Source organism: Anaerococcus tetradius ATCC 35098 (genome assembly GCF_000159095.1).
Lineage (GTDB): Bacteria > Bacillota > Clostridia > Tissierellales > Peptoniphilaceae > Anaerococcus > Anaerococcus tetradius.
Window position 1 is genome coordinate 60,210 of sequence record NZ_GG666295.1, and the last position, 21,646, is coordinate 81,855.

Genomic DNA, 21,646 nt, shown 5'->3' on the forward strand with positions numbered 1-21,646 from the left:
AATTTTTTGATTCTTCTACTTTTACTTTTTTACCAGAAATTTTCTTATTATTTAAGGCCCTTATACATTCATAAACTACGCTTTTGTCTACATCTATAAAGCTATAGGATTTTTGGATTCTGATTTGGCCGATTTTATTGTTAGGGACTTTGGCAAGTCTGTTTAGGGCCTTAATTATCTTATTTTTGTCAAAGTTATCAATCTTTCCTCTATTTAGAAATAGGGTTGCCATTTTTTCATCTGATTTGTTCTTTGCTTTTTTATTATTCTTATTATCAGCTTTTGCTTTTTCCTTTTTTGTATCAACTCCAGCAATTTTTTCATGATGATTTGAATTTGAATCAGAAAACTTTTCACTCAAAAGCACTTGGGCTATCAAGAAAGGGTCGTAGCCTTTTTCCATAAGTCTAATTAGGATAGCCTTCTCCCTGTCAAGTTTAGGACTTGCTTCTAATTTCTCGCTTAAATTTTCTATCAGATTGTTTTCACTTTTCCTATCCATTTGAATGAGGCTTGGGATAGGAATTTCCTTGATATCTGCCTTAGTATATTTTTCTATGGCCCTCAGTCTATCCCTATCACGACCTGCTATTAGGGAATAGCTTACGCCACTTTTTCCAGCCCTGGCAGTCCTTCCTATCCTATGGACATAGTATTCATCCAATTGGGGAAGGTCATAGTTAATAACAAGATCTACATCATCTATATCTAGTCCACGAGCAGCTACATCCGTTGCTATTAGGATTTGGATGGTTTTATTCCTAAACTTCTTCATTACTTGGTCTCTCGCACTTTGCTTTAGGTCACCATGAAGACCATCTACAAGATAGGATTTTTTAGTTAGTTCTTCGACTAATTTATCGACTTTTCTTTTGGTGTTGCAAAAAACTATGGCAAGTTTAGGATTGTTTATTTCAAGTAGGCGAGTAAGGGTTTCTTCCTTCATTGCTTCTTTAAGCTTAATATAATATTGATCGATTTTTTCAACAGTAACTTCATCAGCCTTAATTACAATTTTTTGTGGATTATTTTGATAAAGCTTAGAAAACTCAGCAAATTCCTTGCCCATAGTTGCAGAAAAAAAGCAGGTTTGCCTTTGTGGGTTTGTAGCATCTAGGATAACTTTCATATCATCCCTAAAGCCCATATCAAACATCTCATCAGCCTCATCAAGAACGACATTCTTTAGCATATCTAACTTTAGAACTCTTCTTTTCATAAGATCAATCACCCTACCTGGTGTACCTACAACAATTTCTGCACCTTTTTCTAAGGCCTTTATTTGCTTTACAATTTGAGTGCCACCATAGAGGGCTAAGACCTTGATATCTTTTTTATATTTAGTAAGTTTCTCAACTTCTCTTGCAACTTGCATACAAAGCTCCCTAGTAGGGCAGAGGATTAGGGATTGAGTAATGTCGTTTGCTTCTACATTTTCGACTAGGGGAATTGCGAAAGCAGCAGTTTTTCCAGTTCCTGTTTGGGCTTGACCTATTACATCTCTTCCGTCGAGGAGGTATTGAATGGTTTCTTCTTGGATGGGAGAGGGATTTGTATAACCCATATCATCTATTGCTTGTAGGATGTCTTCTCCTATATTAAATTCATTAAATTTCATTATTTTTCCTTTTCTTATAACATTAAAAAAGGCAGCCGTCACAGGACAACTGCCAAATACTTTGTTAATATACTTCTTTAACTAAAATAATCAATCTAATTTGTTAAACTTATAAGAAGAAATCATATCCTCAATATCTTTTAGGCTAGTATTTTCATCAATAGCTATGGATATTTCCAAGCTAGACTCAACTAGGGGACTACCAGCTATTATGATATTTTTCTGTAAGTCTTCATCAAGCATAGAATAAGCTGTTTCTACATTCATCATAGATGAGCCCATATCAAAGAAGATTACAAGACCATCTTTTGCGAGTCTATTCATCTTCTCAAAAATCTCTTCAAAGTTTGAGCCAAGTTCACCATCTTCTGTTCCAGCACTATATTCTATACATATGTCAGATCTCATTTGCTTAATAATATCAGTAAGACCCTTGGCTAGGTCCTTACTATGACTTGTTATTAATACATTAATCATTAATTCCACCAAAAGCTTTCTTTATCATTAAATATGAACTACATGAACCTGGATCTATGTGGCCGATTGATCTCTCACCGACATAAGAAGCTCTACCCTTTAGGGCTTTGATATCTTTTGTATAGAGCATTCTTTCTTCTGCAAGTTTAATTACATCTTCTAATTTAGCCCCATCATTTAGGCTAGCACTAACTGGTTCTAAAACATCGACCATGGTCTTATCATTTACTTCTGCCTTGCCTCTTTTCTTTACAGATTCAAGTCCCTTTTCAAAAGCGAGATTTAGGCTTTCTCTGTCCAAGTCAACCTTGCCAGCAAGGCTCATTGCAAAGCTCATAAAGAAGGAACCATAGAGGGGACCACTTGCTCCTCCGACCTTGGATAAGAGATCCATGGCGATTTTATTGAAGAGCTCTTTCAAGTCCTTATAATCTTTGTCCATATCTTCTTTTATAGCCTTAAAACCCTTAGCCATATTGTAGCCATGGTCAGCATCTCCAATACTTCTATCTAGGTCTGTTAGATATTCTTCGTTGGCTATAATTTCATCAGCTATTTCTTTAAATAAATCTTTAATTTGATCAACATTCATTATCTTCTACCTACACAAACTTTTCTATCAAGGTAACTTAAAATTTCATCGTCAATATTAAATAAGGTTAAAGAGAAACCTGCCATATCCATACTTGTCATGTAGTTACCCACAAAGTATTTTTTAACATTTATTCCCTTTTCTTTTAGATAATCTGAAACGAAGTTATTAATAAGGTATAATTCCATTTCTGTTGTTTGGCCCATGCCATTAACCATGAGAGCAAAATCTGTACTTGTATCGGTAATTTCTGCTAGGAGTCTGTCGACCATTTCCTTAGCCATAGCATTTGCACTTTGAAGTTTTTCTTTCTTGATACCTTCTTCGCCATGGATACCAATACCCATTTCGATTTCATCCTCGCCTAGGCTAAAGCTTTCCTTACCATCGTTAGGGTTAACACAAGGTTTGGTTGCAAGACCAATTGTTTTGATATTTTTAACAATTTCTTCTGCCTTTGCCTTAATTTCTTCTAGGCTCTTTCCATCTTCTGCCATTGCGCCGAGAACCTTGTGAACAAAAATGGTTCCGGCAACTCCACGTCTATCTTCATAATTTTCTATAGCTATATCATCTCTAACTATGATAGAGTCAACCTTTATTCCTTGCATCTCAGCCATCTCTTGGGCGATTTCAAAATTCATAACATCACCTTGGTAGTTTTTAATTACCATAAATACGCCCTTGCCACTGTCGGCTTTTTCTATAGCCTTTAGGATTTGATCAGGAGTAGGAGATGTAAATATGCTACCGCAAATTGCACAGTCAAGCATACCTTCTCCAACATAGCCAGCATGAGCTGGTTCATGACCGCTACCACCACCAGAAATTAGTCCTACTTTTGCTTTTTTAGCTTCACCTTTTCTAGCTACTACTGTACTATCTTCTAGTCTTTCTAGGATATCGTCATTTGCCTTAACTAAGCCATCGATCATTTCATCAATAATCTTATCTACGTCATTGATAATTTTTTTCATATTTTTCTCCTATATCTGTATTAAACCTAAATGAATAGTAGGTTCTTTCCTAAAATATATACCCATATATGGATGAAATTATAAAATAAAAATTAAAAAATTAATGCTCCAAAATTTCGATAGCACATTTGAGTCCGTCAAGGGCAGAAGAGATTATTCCTCCCGAAAATCCAGCACCTTCACCTATAGGTCTAAGATTTTTGTACTTAGTTGAGTAATTTTCTCTTTCAATCCTAATTGGACTTGAAGTTCTAGTTTCAACACCAGTAAGTAGGGTATTAGGGTCAGAGAAGCCAGTTAGTTTTTTGTCAAAAACTAAGAGGGCTTCCTTGATTGCGGAATTAATTTTTTCTGGATATATTTCATTAAGATTAGCGAACTTATAGCCACTTTGAATACTTGCTTTCACTTTACCAAAATTGTTGCTTATCTTATTGTCAAAAAAATCACTTAGCCTTTGGACAGGTGCCTTATTATCTGATCCACCTAGTATAAAGGCCTTTTTTTCAATTTCTCTTTGAAAATATATGCCAGAAAGATTAGAAGGACCACAAATATCACTCGATACAGTACAAACAATAGCTGAGTTTGCATTGATATTTGACCTATCATGATAGCTCATTCCATTAACACAAAGTTCTTTTTCCTCACTTGAGGCATTAACAACGAAGCCACCTGGGCACATACAGAAACTATAGACAGAAAAGCCTTTTTCTTTGTTGCTATAATTTAGTTGATAGCTTGCCTGAGGAAGCCTTTTATCTCTAATTTTATATTGGCTAAAATTGATATGGTCTTGGAGATGTTCTATCCTAAAGCCGACTGCAAAAGCTTTTTGGCTTATATCTACATATTTATCAAGCATTATAAAAGTATCTCTTGCCGAATTACCTAGGGCTAGAATATATTCATCTGCCTTATAAGAGTCCTTATCTGTAATAAGCTTATCGACTTTCCCATTCTTTATTTCTAAATCAATAAACTTTTCTTCAAAATGAAAGAGTCCACCCATAGCTTCGATACTTTTCCTAATATTTATTACGACTTTTCTTAGAAGGTCTGTACCTATGTGAGGCAAGTGTTCATACAAGATATCTTCAGGGGCACCATTTTCTACTAGAATCCTAAAGATTTCTCTAGATCTCTTATCCTTTGATCTAGATGTTAATTTCCCATCAGAAAAAGTACCTGCACCGCCTTCACCAAACTGGATGTTGGATCTTTCATTAAGCCTTCCTCCCTTTATAAAGTCTTCGATAGTCTTTATTCTCTTTTCAACCTTCTCTCCTTGCTCTATTATAGTAACTTTAACGCCAGCCTTAGCTAGGGCATAGGCAGAAAAAAGTCCTGCTGGGCCAGCTCCAACGACAAGGGCAGATTTGATTTTATTTTTATTTTCAAGGATAAGGTCTTCTTCCTTGTAGTCACTAATATTATTTTTTAGCCTTTTGATAGTTTTGGCAGAAAGGTCGGTATCAATAAGTACCTGATAGACATAATTTATGCCCTTTCTCGCATCTATAGATTTTTTATATATTTGATAGCCATCAATTTTTTTGTTGATAGTCTTTTCTATATCTTTTTTTAATTGATCCTTACAAGCATCATAAGGAATTTTTATATTTCTTAATAGTAGCATAAGCCCTCCATTCTCAAATATTGTACCAGAAAAAAATTAATAGAGGAAAATAATTAAACAAGTAGAATATAGCTAAGAAACTTTTAGGAGAGGTAGTTTTTTATGAAAGTCAAAAGAGAAAGTCTGTTTTTGATAGGGGGCATCGTATGGATGCTTGCAGGTTTTAATGTGGCACGTCTAGGTTTTATTTCTTATAAGTTAGTTGGCTTAAAGCTTGTTTCTATTTTATTAAGTCTTGTAATTTTTATTATATTTATGAATATTTTCTACAAACTAAATAAGAAACATGAGATGAGGATTCTAAGTTTTAAAGAAAATCGACCTTTTTGGAATTTTTTCGATAAAAAATCTTACATAATAATGATTACTATGATGGCTTTTGGAATAGGAATTAGAGTTCTTAATCTTGTAACTGAGAGCTTTGTAGCATTTTTTTATACAGGTCTTGGCTGTGCTTTGTTTGTGGCAGGGCTTGTATTTATCAAATTCTTTATAGATAATATTTTGAGAAACTAAAATTCATTCCTTAATATTATAAATTCCATTCGTTTTTTCAAAGTTAACATTAATTTTTGTTAAAATTCTAATAGAAGATACAACTTTACTTATTAAAGAAAAGGACTTTTCTTTATAGGGAGATTTGTATTCATTGTTTTGTTTATTGCTTCTACTTTTTGTAATTTAGAATAATATAGCAAGTCTTACAAGTAAGACAGTAAGCACTTATAGGCTTTTTTTAAAGTAAAAGCGTATAGTGCTTAATAAGGCTTATAATATTTTTAGGAGTTATAATGACTAATAGGGATTATGACAGAAGAAACACGATCAATAGAATAGAAAAAATTTACAGAAATCTAGAAAAAATTCTTGATTCTTTACCTAAGGCCTTTCCAAGTGCTATGAAAGATCAAATTAAAGATTTGATTTTAGGGGATGATGAGCTAAAGAAAATTATTGAGGACTTAGAAGGCTATAGGCCACCAAAGTTTTTTCTTATAGGTAGGACAGGAGTTGGGAAAAGCTCTTTGGTTAATGCTATCAATGGTAGATATTTAGCCCCAGTAAATGATGTCTATGCTCAAACTAGGGGGGTAGATATCTATGATTATAAACAAGAAGATCAAATCCTATTGCAGATACTAGATACTAGAGGTTTATCTGAATCTCTTGCTCTTGATGATAATATATCAGCAGAGGAGATGATAAAAAAAGAGCTTCGAGCTTTCTTGCCTGACCTATGCTTATTTATGCTAAATGCTAGTCATAGAGATGATATAGGAAGGGATGTGAGATTTATCAAAAATCTCTGTGAAGATTATAAAAAAAATAGTGGAGTGGAACTACCTGTAATTTGTATAATCAATAAGGTTGACGAATTAGCTCCTTCAAGATTTAAAGATCCGAGTCAATATCCCCTTAGCAAAACAAAAAATATAAATGAAGTAGTTAGCTATTATGGCGATATTATCAAAAAAGAAGATTTAAAGCTTGAAAGTATCATAGCAGTATCTTCTCTAATGGATTGGAAGTTGGATGATGAATTTATAGATGCGGATAGGATAAATGACTTAGCTATTGAGGATTTAGAAAGATTAGAGCTTGCCTTTGACGGTAGATATAAAATCGACGAATTAATTGATGCCCTTGAGGATGCTATAGTAGATTATAAGGCGGTAATGGGACTTAGGATTGCTTGTAGAATGGATAAGATAATGGGAGATTTAGCAGATAAGCTTACCCAGATTTTCTCAGCTTTTTCTGCAACTATTGCTCTAACTCCTATACCAGTTGCTGACCTCTATCCTCTTTTTGCCTTGCAAGTTGTCCTGGTTACTTTAATAGCTGGACTTTCTGCTAGAGATATTTCGCTTAAAAGTTCCAAAGAATTTATAATGTCTATTGGGGGAGTAGGAATTGCTGCTAATATCTTTAGATTTTCAGCCCAACAATTATCTAAATTTCTTAATATTTTTTCAATAACAGCCGGTAGTGCGGTAAGTGCATCTGTTGCAGCTTTTGGAACTAAAGCCATAGGGGAAGCTGCCAAAAACTATTATATAGAAGGCATAGATATAAAGAAAGTTAAAAAAGAACTAAGGAATAAAATTAAGAAGGAAAAGACTAAGAAGAATTGAGGATAAATTTTTTAGAGTTGAAGTTATATAGAAAAAGAACATTTTCTAGGAAATTATAAGAAAGACAAGTATAATTGTTTTTATTGATAATTGATCTTAGCATAGAATTTATATCTAGCTAGGATAAATATCTGCAATTATAAGCTTGTTTAAGCAAATTTGAGGTAAGAATAAGTTATGGAATATTTTTTTAGACACAATCCAGACCCACATTCAAATATAAATATGTTTGGAGTTTGGATTCTTCTGCTGGTATATTTATTTGTTATTTATTGGTTTAGATCAAAGAAAAAACTACTCAAGACTCAGTTATTTTTAGTAGTTTTAGTTGAGCTTGCATTAATATTTTGGTATTCTATGGATAAGTCTTTATTTTTGCTTGAAGGCCTACCACTTTATCATTGTAGAATAGCAGCCTTTATGCTACCAATATCTTATTTTACTAAGAAATATAAACTAGCAAGCTATTTTGCTTATCTTGGCGTAATAGGCCCATTAGTCGCCTACTCTATACCAGACCCATCTAAGTATATGTGGCCACACATAACAAATCTGACATATGTATGTGCCCATTCAATGTTAATAGGATCAAGTCTAATGTTTCTTTTAAGCGAGAGAGAAGAGCTTAGTGTAAATACAATAATCAAAATAACTATGATTATGAATGTGATAGTAAGCATTTTAAATACAATTATCGGCTCAAATTACGGTTATTTATCAAGGCTACCTGATAATCTAGGCTTACACATAATAAGCCCAGTGCTTCTTATTAGCATTAGTGCACTGATGATTATAACTATAAATTCCTTACAAAATTTATTTAGAAAACTTAGCCCTAATAAGTAAATTTATATTGACAAGGCGAAAATAGCACATATAATGATACCGAACAAAGTTCGATAGGGAAGGATTTATAATGCCCAAAAAATATGAATCTAAATCTATGATTTTGGAAGTTTGTAGACAACTAATAGCGAGTGAAGGCATAGGAGCTATCAATATGAGAAAGGTAGCAAGCCTCAGCAATCTTGCTATCGGATCCTTGTATTATTATTTTCCATCAAAAGATGATCTTTTGATTGCAAGCATAGAAAGCGTATGGGAAGATATATTTAAGATTGATCAGATTGATTTACAAGCTACAAATATGAGCGATTATATTCGCTCAATACATTTAAATATCAAGCAAGGAATGGAAAAATATCCTAACTTTCTAAGCATACATTCTATTAGTTTTTCATCTAAGAAGGATGAGAAGGCAAGGCTTGTTATGAGAAAGTTCCTTGATAATCTCAAAAAAGACCTAGTAAAAATTCTTATCAACGACAAGAATATTAAGGCTTCGGTATTTGATGATAACTTCACAAAAGAGGAGTTTGCCGAATTTATACTAGCAAATATAATCACAATTTTGCTAACTCATAGGCCTGTTGAGTTTCTAATAAAAACTATAGAGAAGATATTATATTAACCGACTGGATAGTCGGTTTTTAATTAAGGCTAACCGAACATTGTTCGAAAGGAGATTTTATGCAAAAGATATTTGAAACTATATTTGATATATGTTATTTGTCCTTAGCAACATTTGTTGGTCTTAGGATGCTTTATAAAGAAAATAGGAATAGTCAGTATTTCCTTTTTGGGATAATGGCTATTACTCTTGCAGGTGGAGATAGCTTTCATTTGATTCCTAGGATGATTGCTCTAAATACGACAGGGCTTGGTAACTATAAATTTGCTTTAGGTTTTGGAAAGTTACTTACATCTATAACAATGACAGCTTTTTATGTGCTCTTGTATGAAGTATGGGCTAAAAGGTACGAGTTCAAAAGTAAGAATTTAACTTTGTTAGTTTATCTTTTAGCACTTCTAAGGATTGGTTTGTGTATATTTCCCCAAAATGATTGGTTCAATGGAAGTGGTCCTTTGTCATGGAGAATTTACAGAAATATTCCCTTCCTTATCCTAGGTCTTATAATAATATATTTATTTTATAAGATGGCAAGGCAAAGAGGGGATCATAATTTTAGATTTATGTATGTAACTATAATACTAAGTTTTGCCTTTTATATACCAGTGGTTTTGCTTGAAGATATTTATCCTCTCATTGGATTTTTGATGGTTCCAAAAACCTTGGCCTATGTATGGACGATTTTGATTGGATATTTTTCTATGAATAAGGAGAATGAAGATGCAAAAGTACTTAGATAAATCGATATATTACGCTCTTTTTGCTATGGCAAGTGGAGTATTCTATAGGGAATTTACAAAAGTAATGAAGTTTGAAGGAAGGACTTATTTATCAAAAGTCCACCCCCATGTATTTGTGTTAGGAATGTTATTCTATCTAATTATATACCTCTTGTCATTTAATCTTGATTTTGAGAAAAATCCTAAAATAGATAAGGACCTAATTTATTATAATTTTGGCTTAATATTAAGCATAATAATGATGATGACAAGGGGAATAATTCAAATTTTATATGTAAACTTAACAAATTTTCAAAATGCAACGATTTCTGGCCTTGCTGGCTTGGGTCATACGATTCTAGCTCTTTCTATAATATTAAGCTTGTTTGAATTAAGGAAAATGAAAAAAATTGATTAATAATTTCAAAAATCTCAGCTCTTAAATTGGCTGGGATTTTTGCTTATTTGATTTAAATGTTAAAATCAAACTTGAATAAATTAAAGAACAAATTTAATAAAGTTGAAAGAAAAGCCTATTTTATTTTTCTTCATGATATGTTAAAATAAAAAAAGGATTAAGGAGGAGAGGATGATTAGCAAATTTTTTAAATTTATTAAAATATCTCTATTTTTAATATTAGTAGTCCTCGCTTTTATTATGATTAGAGATAATTTCTTTCCACATAAAATTATAGGAATTGTCCACAATAATCAAAATATTAATGACATCAAGATAGCCACAGGAGATAATAGGGCAATCGTAAATGATATTGATACAAGTAGGATGGACCTTGATATGTGTAAAAGAAAAATCGATTCTTGCGATGGGGTTATTTTTGCTGGTGGTAATGATTTTGATCCTGATTTATATGGAGGAGATAGGTCACTTGTTGAAACATATAGTAGGGAAGATGATGATAAGAGTCTTTCTATTCTGGATTATTGTATAGGTCTACAAAAACCTATTCTTGGAATATGTAGGGGAATGCAGTTAATTAATATTTACTATGGCGGTAGCCTTTATGATGACATTGCTAAACAATTTTCTGATAAGATATGTCATAGAAATAAGGACAATACCTTAGCCTACCATGATATAAGCATAAGTCCCGATACTAGATTAATGAAAATTGCAAAATCCGATAGGTTGGAAGTTAATTCCTACCATCATGAGGGTATAAAAGATTTAGGAGATGGCTTAACAGTTAGTGCTAGAAGTGACGATGGTTTGATAGAAGCTATTGAAAATCCTTATTATCCCTATATGATAGGGGTTCAATGGCATCCAGAGATTAATTACGAAGAAAATGATTTGTCGAAAAGATTGTTAAAGGACTTTATTAAAAATTCAAATGCAGGAAAAAATTAACGATGAAATATAACTATGATTATGAAAAAGTAGGGAAGATAGAAAAATTTGATAAAGTTATTCTAATGAGCAAGTCTCCGAGAAGAAGGGACTTGCTTAATTTTCTAAAGCCAGATGTTTGCTCTATAGAAATTAATGAAAGAGAAATACAAAAGAAATTTATGGACTTATACGCTGATGATTCTTTTTTGCTTATGGCAGGAAAGACCTGCTGTGAAATAGCCAAGGCTAAATCTCATGTATTTCTAAAAGAGAAAAACTTATATATTTCATCAGACACTATGGTTCTTATGGGAGATAAGATTTATGGAAAACCAGCTAACCTTAAAGAAGCTAGATTAATGTTTATGTCTTATTTTGGCAAAAGTCATTATGTAATAAGTGCGGTATGCCTAAGGGAAAAATCTTATCTCGATGTATTTTTCAGTCTAGCTGAAGTGAGATTTTGTGATTATTATAAGGAACTTGACCCTTTAATCGAAGATTATCTAATTGAGGAAAATGTAGGCGATAAGGCAGGTAGCTATGGGATACAGGACTTAGATCCAAGATTTATTTCTTATATCAATGGCGATATCAATACTATAATTGGTCTACCTGTAAGTGAGTTAAGTAGAAGAATTTCTGGAGGATATAAGTGATAAAGTATGTTTTGTGGGATATAGATGGAACCCTTCTAAATTTCCATATAGCAGAAGAAAATGCAATTAAGGCCTGTTTTTTAGAATATGGACTTGGTAATATTACTTCCGAGATGCTAAAAGACTATAGGGCAATTAACAACAAATATTGGAAGGCACTCGAAAGGGGAGAAGTAAGTAGGATAGACGTTCTGGAAGGAAGATTTAAAGATTTTTTTAATAAGTATAATATTGACACAAAACTTGCTAAAGACTTTAATATCTCCTACCAAAAAAATCTAGGTAAAACTTATGTTTTTAATGATAATGCCTATGAAACAGTTATTAGCCTTAATTGTAAATATGACCAATATGCTGCTAGTAATGGTTCTCTTATAGCTCAAAGGGGAAAACTTGAAGGAGCGGGACTGGATAAGATTTTCAATGGTGTATTTATATCTGAGCAAATAGGATTCGAGAAACCAAGTACAGAGTTTTTTGATTATGTCTTTGAAAAGATAGGGTCTAATAATAAGAGCGAGTATGTGATTATAGGAGATTCTTTGACATCTGATATCCTAGGTGGTAATCTTTCTGGAATAAAAACCATCTGGTTTAATCCCGACTGCCTAGAAGCTAACAAAGACATCCACTTTGATTATGAGATAAAAAACCTTAAGGAGGTCTTAGAAATATTGCCATGAATATTGATGAAAAATTTATAAAGGAAAAATTATTAGAAAACTTCCTAAATTATCTTAGCATAAGTAGTCAATCTAATGAAGATAAGCTTGAAATTCCTTCAAGTCAAGGGCAAGTCCTTTTGGCTAAGAAACTTGCTAAGGAGCTTGGGGATTTGGGTCTTAAAGATATAAACATTAATGAGTTTTCTGTTCTACAAGCAAGGCTTGAGCCTAGGGGTATTGATGGGGATAAGGCAAAAAAAATAGCTTGGGTATGTCATCTTGATACTGTCGATGTCGGTTTAAGTGATAAAGTAAATCCACGCCTTATAAGAAATTATGAGGGTGGAGATATTATTTTAAATAGCAAGGAAGATATTAGAATAAAAGCAGAAGATGAAAAAGATTTAGTTAATTATATCAATGATGATATTATCGTAACTGACGGAAATTCTGTCCTAGGTGCTGATAACAAGGCTGCAATTGCTAATGTCATGACAGCCCTATGGTATCTTAAAGAAAATCCTAGTATCAGTCATGGAGAAATTTTTATTGCCTTTGTTCCTGATGAAGAGATAGGACTTAGGGGAGTTAGAAAAATTGACTTTGATAAATTCGATGTTGACTTTGCTTATACTATCGACTGCTGTAAATTAGGAGAGCTTGTCTATGAAACTTTTAATGCAGCAAGCGGAAGGCTCAAAATTAAAGGCGTAAGTGCCCATCCTATGGCTAGTAAGGGAAAGTTAGTAAATCCAATCATGATTGCCCATGATTTTATTTCAATGCTTGATAGGGCTAAGACGCCAGAACATACAGAAAAAAGAGAAGGCTATATTTGGATTACAGATATAAACTCTGATGTTGTTAATTGTGAAATAAAGTTGAATATAAGAAATCACGATAAGGAAAAATTCGAAGCAAGCAAGGATTATTTAAGACATATATGTGAAATCCTTAAAACACGCTATAAAAAAGCTAAAATTGAATTAGAAATTGAAGATGTCTATAGAAATATAATAGATTCAGTAAATGATAAGAACCATGTAGCTATAGATAAGCTTAAAGAAACTTTCGAAAAATTAAAAATTAAGGCAGAAATTATTCCTATGAGGGGAGGAACAGATGGGTCATATCTTTCAACTAGAAATATACTAACCCCTAATTACTTTACTGGAGCTCATAATTTTCATTCAAACAAAGAATTTTTGCCGATGAATTCTTTTTATAAGTCATTTCTTGTAACCCTTAATTTAATGAGAATATGAAAAACATAGAAATTTATTTGCAAAAAGGGTATATTAAGAAAGTAACTCAAAATGTTTTTAGGAGGAAATATGGATAAAAGTGGGCCCAAACTGAGGCTTAAAATCAAAATAGCTAATTGGGGATACTTTGTCTGTAGCCTCGATTAGCAAAAGCTAATGGAGGTATAAATGAGCGAAAAAAATTATAACGTAGAAAGACTCGCGAAGATTAAAGAGACAATCAACAAGATGGATCCTGTTGATATTGCAGATAAACTTGAAATTCTTCCAGAAAAAGATGTGGCGATTTGGATAAAGCTACTAAATAAAGACTTATTAGCAGATACTTTTACAGAATTAAGGCCTGAAAATAAGGCTAGAATAGTAAATATTCTTTCTGAATCTAGCATTAAGGATTTGGTAAGAGACTTAGACGAAGACGAATTAGTAGATACCTTACAAGAGCTACCTGCTAATATCACAAAAAAATTAATGGACTTTCACATTGATAAGGACAGAAGGAAAGTTGTAAATGAACTTTTGGGCTACCCTAAAGAATCTGTCGGTTCGATAATGACTGTAAACTTCCTATCAGTGAAAGAAAATTTAACCCCTAAACAAGCCCTTGATAAAATCATGGCATCACAGCTCGATGCAGAAAAGCTTGAACAAATATGGATAACCAACCAATCCTTAGTCCTTTTGGGCTTTGTTTATATAGCCGATATAATAAGATACCAAGACAAAAGTCTAAATGAGCTATTGACAAGTATAAGTGCAACAGTAAGTCCCTATGAGGACCAAGAGGTCGTTGCAAAACTATCTTACAAATATGACCTAGGAGAAGTCCCAGTCGTTGATTCAGAAAATAGGCTAATAGGAATAGTACCAGCAGAAGATGTAATTGATGTAGCTCATGATGAGTTCCAAGAAGATATTTCTAACATAACAGGTATTTCAGATCAATCAGAATCATACTTAAACGAATCTAGCTTCAAAATTGCTAAGGCTAGGACAACTTGGTTGATAATATGTCTACTAACAGCAACTATGACAGGTTTCATAATTCATAGATATGAAAATCTTTTGGCAAGTGCCGTTGTCCTAACAGCATACATACCTATGCTGATGGATTCAGGTGGTAATGCAGGAAGTCAAGCTTCTACAACAGTAATCACTTCACTTTACAGTGGAGAGATTGGCATCAAAGATTTCTTTAAAGTTATAATCAAGGAGGCAAGCATAGGAATCATAACTGGATTAATCTTAGTTATTGTAAATTTCCTAAGGCTGATGATAATGGATAGGGCAGCCATAGCTGTAAATCTTACCGTATCTCTTACCCTTCTATTGACAATAATATTTTCTAAAGTTATGGGAGGAATCCTACCAATTATAGCTGAAAAATGTAAAATAGACCCAACCGTAATGGCTGGACCACTTATAACAACAATTGTAGATACTCTTGTATTGTTAATCTATTTTGAAGTAGCTTCATTGATGTTAGGCTTGTAATAATAGACCACGAATTTCGTGGTCTTTTCTTATAATTATAAACATAAAAACTTTTATAAATTATAAAAGCGCATAAAATCAATGCTTAAATAAAAGTAGATAAATAATTATAAAAATAAATGAAAAATAATTTGACATCAAAAAATTAGGTGCTATAATACAACTAACAAGAAAAAGCAATGAAGTGGAAGAGTAATTTAGACTTTTTTTTAAGAGAGGTATCGCTTGCTGTAAGATACTAGAAAGTCGTAATGAAAATCACCATTAAGCTGACATTCGATATGTAGATTGATCCGGTAGCTCCCGTTATAGGGCTATTCATTTATTTGATATGAGAGCATCGAACGATGAAGAAGAGTGGTACCGCGAAGTTGTTTTCCTTCGTCTCTTTGGCTATTTGCTAGAGCAGGCGAAGGTTTTTTCTTAATAAAATAGGAGGAATTAATATGTTAAAGAAAAAATTTGGATTAATGGCACTTATAGCCTTGTTTGCATTTTCATCTTGCGGAAATAAAGATAAGGCTTCTGATGGTAAAGCAAGTGAAGATAGTAAGGTTATTAAATTAGGAAATTCTGGACCTCTTACTGGACCTTTATCAGTCTATGGTAAGACTTGCCAAAATGGTATCCAACTTGCTATAGATGAAATAAATAAAAATGGAGGAATAGACGGCAAACAAGTTGAATGGACAGGTCTTGATGATAAGGGCGAGATTACAGAAGCTGTTACAAATTATAACAAACTAATGGAAGATAAAGTAAATGCTATTTTAGGCGGAATTCCATCTAAACCAACTCTTGCTATGGCAGAATCTGCAGCCAAAGATGAGATTGTTTACATAACACCAACTGGAACTCAGGCTAATATTACTGAAGGAAAAGATAATGTCTTTAGAGTTTGTTTTACAGATCCTTTCCAAGGTGAAGTGCTTGCTAATTTTGCAGCTGATAAATTAAAGGCTAAAAAGCTAGCTATTCTAAGAAATCAATCATCAGATTATTCTATGGGTGTAGCTGATGTCTTCAAAGAAACAGCTAAAAAGGCAGGCATGGAAGTTGTTGCGGATGAATCTTATGGCGACAATGACACAGACTTCAAGGCTCAACTTACAAAGATAAAATCTGAAAATGTAGATGTATTATTAATCCCTGACTACTATGAAAAAGTAGCCCTAATATCTTCTCAAGTAAGAGATTCAGGTATCAAGGCAACCCTATTGGGAGCTGACGGTTGGGATGGTGTTTTATCAGTAATGGATCAATCATCATTTAAGGATGTAGAAGGTTCTTATTTCTCAAACCAATTCAGTCTTGATGATCCATCAGAAAAATGTCAAAAATTCATAAAAGACTACAAGGAAAAATATAAAGAAGATCCAACTACCTTCGCAGCTGAAGGTTATGACACAGTTTATTTATATAAACAAGCTGTAGAAGAAGCAAAGACTACTAAGTGGGATGAAGTCGTAAAGGCATTAAAGAATATCAAATTTGATGGTATAACAGGTTCTTTCAAATTTGATGAAAATAATAACCCAAGAAAAACTGCTAAAATCATCAAAATAGATGGTGGAAAGTATAAATTTGATTCAGAAGTGGAAGCTAAAGAAAAATAAGAGAGTGAATAAGTAGTTCTATAAATATTGGAAAATGAAGATTACGAAGTAATTTAAAAAGAAAAATAAAAATTATACAAATTTTGGTATTATTATATGAAAATCCTATTGACAAATCGAAATTAGGGGACTATAATCATAAAAAGCAATGAAGTGGAGCAGTATAATAAGCTTATTTTACAGAGAGGTATCGTTAGCTGGAAGATACTAAATAATTTATTAGAAACTAGCCACCAAGCCGAATGCTGAAATAATAGTAGGCATATCCGGGAACTCCCGTTATAGAGTTATTCATTAATTTGAGCAGAGTGCATCGAACGATGAAGAAGAGTGGTACCGCGGAGATGGTTTTAAATACATATAATAATACCCTTCGTCTCTTCTACCTATGGTAGAAAGAGACGGGGGTTTTTTTCTACCGAAATTTGGAGGAAAAAAATGAAAAACAAAATCAAAAATGTAGGAATTGTTGCAATGATGGTAGCTGTATTTACAGCTTGTGGAGCTAAGGCTAATGAGGGTGGCCAAAAGGATTCAGAAATTAAGCTTGGTTCAACTTTCCCACTTACTGGTCAATATTCTAACTATGGTATCTCAACTGTTAATGGTATAAAGATGGCTATAGATGAGATTAATGAAAATGGTGGAATAAAAGGAAAGAAGATAGTTCTAGATTCTATGGATGATAAGGGAGAGCTTACTGATTCGGTAACAAGCTATAATAAGTTGGTTGAATCCGGTGTAAGTGCTGTTATTGGAACTAATACTTCAGCCCCATCTAATGCAATTGCAGAAGCTAGTCAAAAGGACGGTATTCCTGTTATTACACCAACTGGTACAGAAGAAAGTATTACTGCTTCTAAAGATAATGTCTTTAGAACATGCTTTACCAATCCTTACCAAGGAAATCTATTGGCGATTTTTGCTAAGGATAAGCTAAAAGCTAAGACTGCTGCCATTATGACTAACTCATCTTCTGATTATTCTACAGGAATTGCAGATGCCTTCGAAAAAAAGGCCAAGGAACTTGGTATAGAGATAGTCGCTAAGGAGTCATATGGAGAAAACGATACTGACTTTAAAGCACAACTTACAAGTATTTCAAAAAAACAGCCAGATGTATTATTGCTTCCAGAATATTATGAAAAATTAGCTTTGATTACACCACAGGCAAGAGATGCTGGAATTAAGGCAAGCTTTATTGGTGGCGATGGTTGGGATGGAATTATAAAAACCATGGATAAGTCAAGTATGGGAGTAATCGAAAATTCTTACTTTACCAATCACTTTTCTATAGAAGATACTAGTCCTAAGGTTAGTGACTTTGTAAAGAAATACAAAGAAAAATACAAAGAAGATCCAACTGCTTTCTCAGCACTTGGTTTTGATACAGTTTATATGATAAAAGAAGCTTTTGAAAAAGCTAAATCTGATAGCAATGAGGATAGGATTAAGGCTATAAAAGAACTTGATTTTGATGGAATCACAGGAAAGTTTAAGTTTGATGAAAACAACAATCCTCAAAAAGCTGCTTCTATCATGAAAATAGAAAAAGGAGAATATAGATTCGATTCTATAATTAATCCAAGATAGATTAGGAGTTAATATGAATTTTATAACACAGATATTTAATGGTCTCCAACTAGGAAGTATCTACGCTCTAGTAGCTTTAGGCTATACCATGGTTTATGGTATAGCCAAGCTAGTAAATTTTGCCCATGGTGATGTAATAATGGTTGGCGCTTATACTATAGCCCTTGCTATTCAAACGGCAGCCTTTAATGCAGGTCTACCTCTATGGTTAACTTTTATACCAGCAGTAGTAGTTTGTACGGTATTAGGAATAACTGTAGAGCGAGTTGCTTATAGACCACTAAGAAACTCTTCACCAGTTTCACTATTAATAACAACTATTGGAGTAAGTTTATTTTTACAGAACTTATTTGTAAAATTATTTACATCATCAGCTAAACCAATACCAGCAATTTTTCCACAATTTTCAATCCAATTTGCTGGTATTCACTTATCACTTGCTACAATAGTTACCATAGTTTCTACTATAATATTAACTTATATTTTGCACTTGTTTATTAATAAGACTAAAAATGGTAAATCAATGCTTGCAGTTAGCGAAGATTATGGTGCAAGTGAATTAGTAGGAATTAATGTTAATCAAGTAATGACAATGACTTTTGCAATAGGCTCAGCCCTAGCAGGTATTGCTTCTGTCCTATATGTATCTAGCTATCCACAGATTCAACCATTTATGGGTTCTATTTTAGGTATTAAGGCTTTTACAGCAGCAGTCCTAGGAGGTATAGGATCTATACCAGGAGCTGTTATAGGCGGAATGATTTTAGGTATGATTGAGGTTTTGACAAGAGCCTACCTATCAAGTGCTTACGCCGATGCAATAGTGTTTATGGTTTTAATTTTGGTATTATTAGTTCATCCAACAGGTTTGTTTGGTAAATTAGAAAAGGAGAAAGTGTGATATGTCAAAGGAAAAAAAACTTTCATATATTATAACAACCCTCTTAGTTCTAGCTTTGTTTATTATCCTAGAAGTATTGATGAATTCGGGCTTAATCTCTAGGTATTGGGAAAGCATCCTAATACTTATTTGTATAAATATTATTATGGCTACAAGCTTAAATCTAACAGTAGGAGTTTTAGGGCAAGTTAACCTAGGTCATGCAGGTTTTATGGCAATTGGTGCTTATACTGCAGGAATATTTCTTAAAACTGGTCTTGCAAGTGGGCCTTTAGGATTTGTAATTAGCCTTGTGCTTGCAGCCCTTGTTTCAGGTTTCTTCGGAATCCTTATAGGTCTTCCTATTTTAAGACTAAGGGGGGATTATTTAGCTATAGTAACCTTAGCTTTTGGAGAGATTATTAGGGTAATTATAGAAAATATGAATATAACAGGCGGGGCTCAAGGTATGGCAGGTATTCCTACTATAAAAAGCTTCGCTATATTCTTCTTTGTGGCAGTATTGATTATCGCCTTGATATTTACCTACGCTGATTCAAGACATGGAAGAGCTGTATTGTCCATCAGAGATAATGAGCTTGCAGCAGAAGCTTGTGGTATAAATATTACAAAATATAAGACCTTTGCCTTTACCTTATCAGCTGTTTTTGCTGGAATTGCTGGAGCCTTATACGCTCAAAGTTTTGGAGTAATTGCAGCAAATATTTTTAATTACAACAAGAGCTTTGACTATCTTGTTATGGTAGTTCTTGGGGGAATTGGTTCAATTACTGGTGCGATAATTTCATCAGTTGGCTTGACCATCCTACCAGAAATATTACGTCCACTAGCTGAGTGGAGAATGGTAATCTATGCAGTAATTTTGATTCTAGTTATGATTTTTAGACCACAAGGTTTACTAGGAAGAAAAGAATTTTCTATTAGGAAATTCCTAAAGATGGATAAATATAAGAAAGGAGATGTAGAAGATGACAAATAATAATGATTTACTTACTATTAATAACTTAGGCATTTCCTTTGGGGGACTTAAGGCAGTAAATAATGTTAATTTCACTATGAAGCATGGGGAATTGCTAGGACTTATAGGTCCCAATGGAGCTGGAAAGACTACCCTTTTTAATATGCTTTCTGGGGTTTATACTCCATCAGAAGGAGAAATCTTACTTGAAGATAAAAAAATAAATGGTCTTAGACCTGATAAGCTATCAAAGGAAGGTATAGCAAGAACTTTCCAAAATATTAGACTTTTTGATAATCTTACAGTACTAGATAATGTTAAGCTTGCTATGAATCAATATATGACCTATTCTGTATTAACTGGTATGTTTAGGTTTCCAAATTACTGGCGAGAAGAAAAAGAAGCGAGTAAAGAAGCTAGGGAGATTTTAAAAATCTTTGATTTGGATAAATACTTCAGAGCTTTTGCAGGATCGCTTCCATATGGAGCTCAAAGAAAACTAGAGATAGCAAGAGCTATGGCTACAAAGCCAAAATTATTACTCCTAGATGAGCCTGCTGCTGGTATGAATGATACTGAAACGCAAGATTTGATGGAATCAATAAAAATGATAAGAGATAAAACAAATATCGGAGTTTTGCTAATAGAGCATGATATGAATTTGGTCTTGGGTATATGCGAAAAACTCGTAGTTCTAAATCATGGTGAAATTCTAGCAAAGGGTAAACCAACAGAGGTTATAAACAACGAAGAAGTAATCGAAGCCTACTTAGGAAGTGGAAGGAGTACTCAATGAGTTTTTTGAAAGTAGATAATTTGAATGTATATTACGGAAATATCCACGCCCTCAAAGGTATATCCCTAGAAGTTGGTCAAGGTGAGTTAGTATCATTGATAGGAGCAAATGGAGCTGGTAAGACTACAACCCTTCAAGCAATTTCAGGCTTATTGCCTGTTAAGGATGGAGATATTTCTTTTAAGAATAATTCCATCTTAAAATTAAAGGCCTACAAGAGGACTAGGATGGGAATAGCACAAGTTCCTGAAGGTAGAAGGGTTTTTGCAGGAATAAGTGTAGAAGATAATCTAATGCTTGGTGGAGTATCAGTTAATGCAACAACTGAAGATGATAAGAAAGAGCTTGATATAATCTATGATTTATTCCCTGTATTAAAAGAAAGAAGGAAACAAAAAGCCGGAACCCTCTCTGGAGGCGAACAACAAATGCTTGCCATGGGCAGGGCCTTGATGACAAGACCAAAAGTATTGCTTTTGGATGAACCTTCTATGGGTCTTTCACCCTTGTTTGTAGAAAAAATATTTGAAACAATAAAAATATTAAAAGAAGAAGGTAGGACCATCCTTCTTGTAGAACAAAATGCAAAACTTGCCCTAGACATAGCTGATAGAGGATATGTAATTGAGACTGGCAAGATAGTAAAAGAGGGAAATGCAAAAGAGCTAAAAAATGACCCGGATGTAAAAGCTGCCTACCTTGGAATATGATATCCTTACT

General features: G+C 33.3%; 22 protein-coding genes and 2 other annotated features. Of the genes, 17 read left to right on the forward strand and 5 right to left on the reverse strand.

The genetic code is table 11. The annotated features are described in order from the left end of the window. The 5 genes from HMPREF0077_RS00245 to HMPREF0077_RS00265 form a co-directional block, all read right to left on the reverse strand. The coding region (locus HMPREF0077_RS00245) for a DEAD/DEAH box helicase (protein ID WP_081445706.1) at window positions 1-1,618 on the reverse strand (1,618 nt) is incomplete at its 3' end. A 90-nt stretch (window positions 1,619-1,708) separates the two neighbouring features. Beyond that, window positions 1,709-2,095, reverse strand: coding sequence for a dihydroxyacetone kinase phosphoryl donor subunit DhaM (gene dhaM, locus HMPREF0077_RS00250; RefSeq protein WP_004835823.1), 387 nt, complete (start codon window positions 2,093-2,095; stop codon window positions 1,709-1,711). Continuing rightward, window positions 2,088-2,687 (reverse strand): dihydroxyacetone kinase subunit DhaL, encoded by a 600-nt coding sequence (dhaL, locus tag HMPREF0077_RS00255; protein WP_004835824.1) that lies wholly within the window; start codon window positions 2,685-2,687, stop codon window positions 2,088-2,090. The genes dhaM and dhaL overlap by 8 nt, the downstream gene beginning before the upstream one ends. Further along, window positions 2,687-3,664, reverse strand: a complete 978-nt coding sequence (gene dhaK / locus HMPREF0077_RS00260) for a dihydroxyacetone kinase subunit DhaK (RefSeq protein ID WP_004835825.1) — start codon at window positions 3,662-3,664, stop codon at window positions 2,687-2,689. Before dhaK ends, dhaL begins: the two co-directional genes overlap by 1 nt. Window positions 3,665-3,764: 100 nt before the next feature. Next, the gene (locus HMPREF0077_RS00265) at window positions 3,765-5,303 is read right to left on the reverse strand and encodes an NAD(P)/FAD-dependent oxidoreductase (RefSeq protein ID WP_004835826.1); all 1,539 of its coding nucleotides are present in this window, start codon (window positions 5,301-5,303) and stop codon (window positions 3,765-3,767) included. Window positions 5,304-5,405: 102 nt separating this feature from the next. On the opposite strand from HMPREF0077_RS00265, the gene HMPREF0077_RS00270 reads away from it, so the two are divergent. From HMPREF0077_RS00270 to HMPREF0077_RS00350, 17 genes are all read left to right on the forward strand, one after another. Then, on the forward strand, window positions 5,406-5,819 hold the full coding sequence (locus HMPREF0077_RS00270) for a hypothetical protein (RefSeq protein ID WP_004835827.1): 414 nt from the start codon (window positions 5,406-5,408) through the stop codon (window positions 5,817-5,819). 275 nt (window positions 5,820-6,094) lie between these two features. Then, entirely contained in the window at window positions 6,095-7,438 is a 1,344-nt protein-coding gene (locus HMPREF0077_RS00275; RefSeq protein ID WP_004835828.1) for a GTPase family protein, read from the forward strand. A gap of 177 nt (window positions 7,439-7,615) precedes the next feature. Continuing rightward, entirely contained in the window at window positions 7,616-8,284 is a 669-nt protein-coding gene (locus tag HMPREF0077_RS00280; RefSeq protein WP_040349178.1) for a YwaF family protein, read from the forward strand. Window positions 8,285-8,354: 70 nt separating this feature from the next. After that, entirely contained in the window at window positions 8,355-8,909 is a 555-nt protein-coding gene (locus HMPREF0077_RS00285; RefSeq protein WP_004835830.1) for a TetR/AcrR family transcriptional regulator, read from the forward strand. 59 nt (window positions 8,910-8,968) lie between these two features. Beyond that, window positions 8,969-9,649, forward strand: a complete 681-nt coding sequence (locus HMPREF0077_RS00290; RefSeq protein ID WP_004835831.1) for a hypothetical protein — start codon at window positions 8,969-8,971, stop codon at window positions 9,647-9,649. Further along, window positions 9,630-10,046, forward strand: coding sequence for a DUF2871 domain-containing protein (locus HMPREF0077_RS00295; protein WP_040349179.1), 417 nt, complete (start codon window positions 9,630-9,632; stop codon window positions 10,044-10,046). Before HMPREF0077_RS00290 ends, HMPREF0077_RS00295 begins: the two co-directional genes overlap by 20 nt. 171 nt (window positions 10,047-10,217) lie before the next feature. Continuing rightward, window positions 10,218-10,997: a gamma-glutamyl-gamma-aminobutyrate hydrolase family protein gene (locus HMPREF0077_RS00300; protein WP_004835833.1), complete on the forward strand. Its 780-nt coding sequence runs from the start codon at window positions 10,218-10,220 to the stop codon at window positions 10,995-10,997. A 2-nt stretch (window positions 10,998-10,999) separates the two neighbouring features. Further along, window positions 11,000-11,638: a Maf family protein gene (locus tag HMPREF0077_RS00305; RefSeq protein ID WP_004835834.1), complete on the forward strand. Its 639-nt coding sequence runs from the start codon at window positions 11,000-11,002 to the stop codon at window positions 11,636-11,638. Then, window positions 11,635-12,321 (forward strand): YjjG family noncanonical pyrimidine nucleotidase, encoded by a 687-nt coding sequence (locus HMPREF0077_RS00310; protein WP_004835835.1) that lies wholly within the window; start codon window positions 11,635-11,637, stop codon window positions 12,319-12,321. The genes HMPREF0077_RS00305 and HMPREF0077_RS00310 overlap by 4 nt, the downstream gene beginning before the upstream one ends. Beyond that, entirely contained in the window at window positions 12,318-13,568 is a 1,251-nt protein-coding gene (gene pepT / locus HMPREF0077_RS00315; RefSeq protein ID WP_004835837.1) for a peptidase T, read from the forward strand. Before HMPREF0077_RS00310 ends, pepT begins: the two co-directional genes overlap by 4 nt. 168 nt (window positions 13,569-13,736) lie before the next feature. Next, complete coding sequence (gene mgtE, locus HMPREF0077_RS00320; RefSeq protein ID WP_004835838.1) at window positions 13,737-15,062, forward strand: magnesium transporter; 1,326 nt, start codon at window positions 13,737-13,739, stop codon at window positions 15,060-15,062. Between the two features lie 170 nt (window positions 15,063-15,232). Next, window positions 15,233-15,454: a binding site (T-box leader), on the forward strand. Window positions 15,455-15,508: 54 nt separating this feature from the next. After that, window positions 15,509-16,678 (forward strand): ABC transporter substrate-binding protein, encoded by a 1,170-nt coding sequence (locus HMPREF0077_RS00325; RefSeq protein WP_004835839.1) that lies wholly within the window; start codon window positions 15,509-15,511, stop codon window positions 16,676-16,678. 139 nt (window positions 16,679-16,817) lie between these two features. Further along, window positions 16,818-17,062: a binding site (T-box leader), on the forward strand. A gap of 54 nt (window positions 17,063-17,116) precedes the next feature. Further along, a complete protein-coding gene (locus HMPREF0077_RS00330; RefSeq protein WP_004835840.1) occupies window positions 17,117-18,271 on the forward strand; it encodes an ABC transporter substrate-binding protein in 1,155 nt (384 codons plus the stop codon). Between the two features lie 13 nt (window positions 18,272-18,284). Then, a complete protein-coding gene (locus HMPREF0077_RS00335) occupies window positions 18,285-19,172 on the forward strand; it encodes a branched-chain amino acid ABC transporter permease (protein ID WP_004835842.1) in 888 nt (295 codons plus the stop codon). A gap of 1 nt (window position 19,173) precedes the next feature. After that, complete coding sequence (locus HMPREF0077_RS00340; protein ID WP_004835844.1) at window positions 19,174-20,151, forward strand: branched-chain amino acid ABC transporter permease; 978 nt, start codon at window positions 19,174-19,176, stop codon at window positions 20,149-20,151. Beyond that, a complete protein-coding gene (locus HMPREF0077_RS00345; protein ID WP_004835845.1) occupies window positions 20,141-20,926 on the forward strand; it encodes an ABC transporter ATP-binding protein in 786 nt (261 codons plus the stop codon). Before HMPREF0077_RS00340 ends, HMPREF0077_RS00345 begins: the two co-directional genes overlap by 11 nt. Beyond that, entirely contained in the window at window positions 20,923-21,636 is a 714-nt protein-coding gene (locus tag HMPREF0077_RS00350; protein WP_004835846.1) for an ABC transporter ATP-binding protein, read from the forward strand. Before HMPREF0077_RS00345 ends, HMPREF0077_RS00350 begins: the two co-directional genes overlap by 4 nt. Window positions 21,637-21,646: the final 10 nt, after the last annotated feature.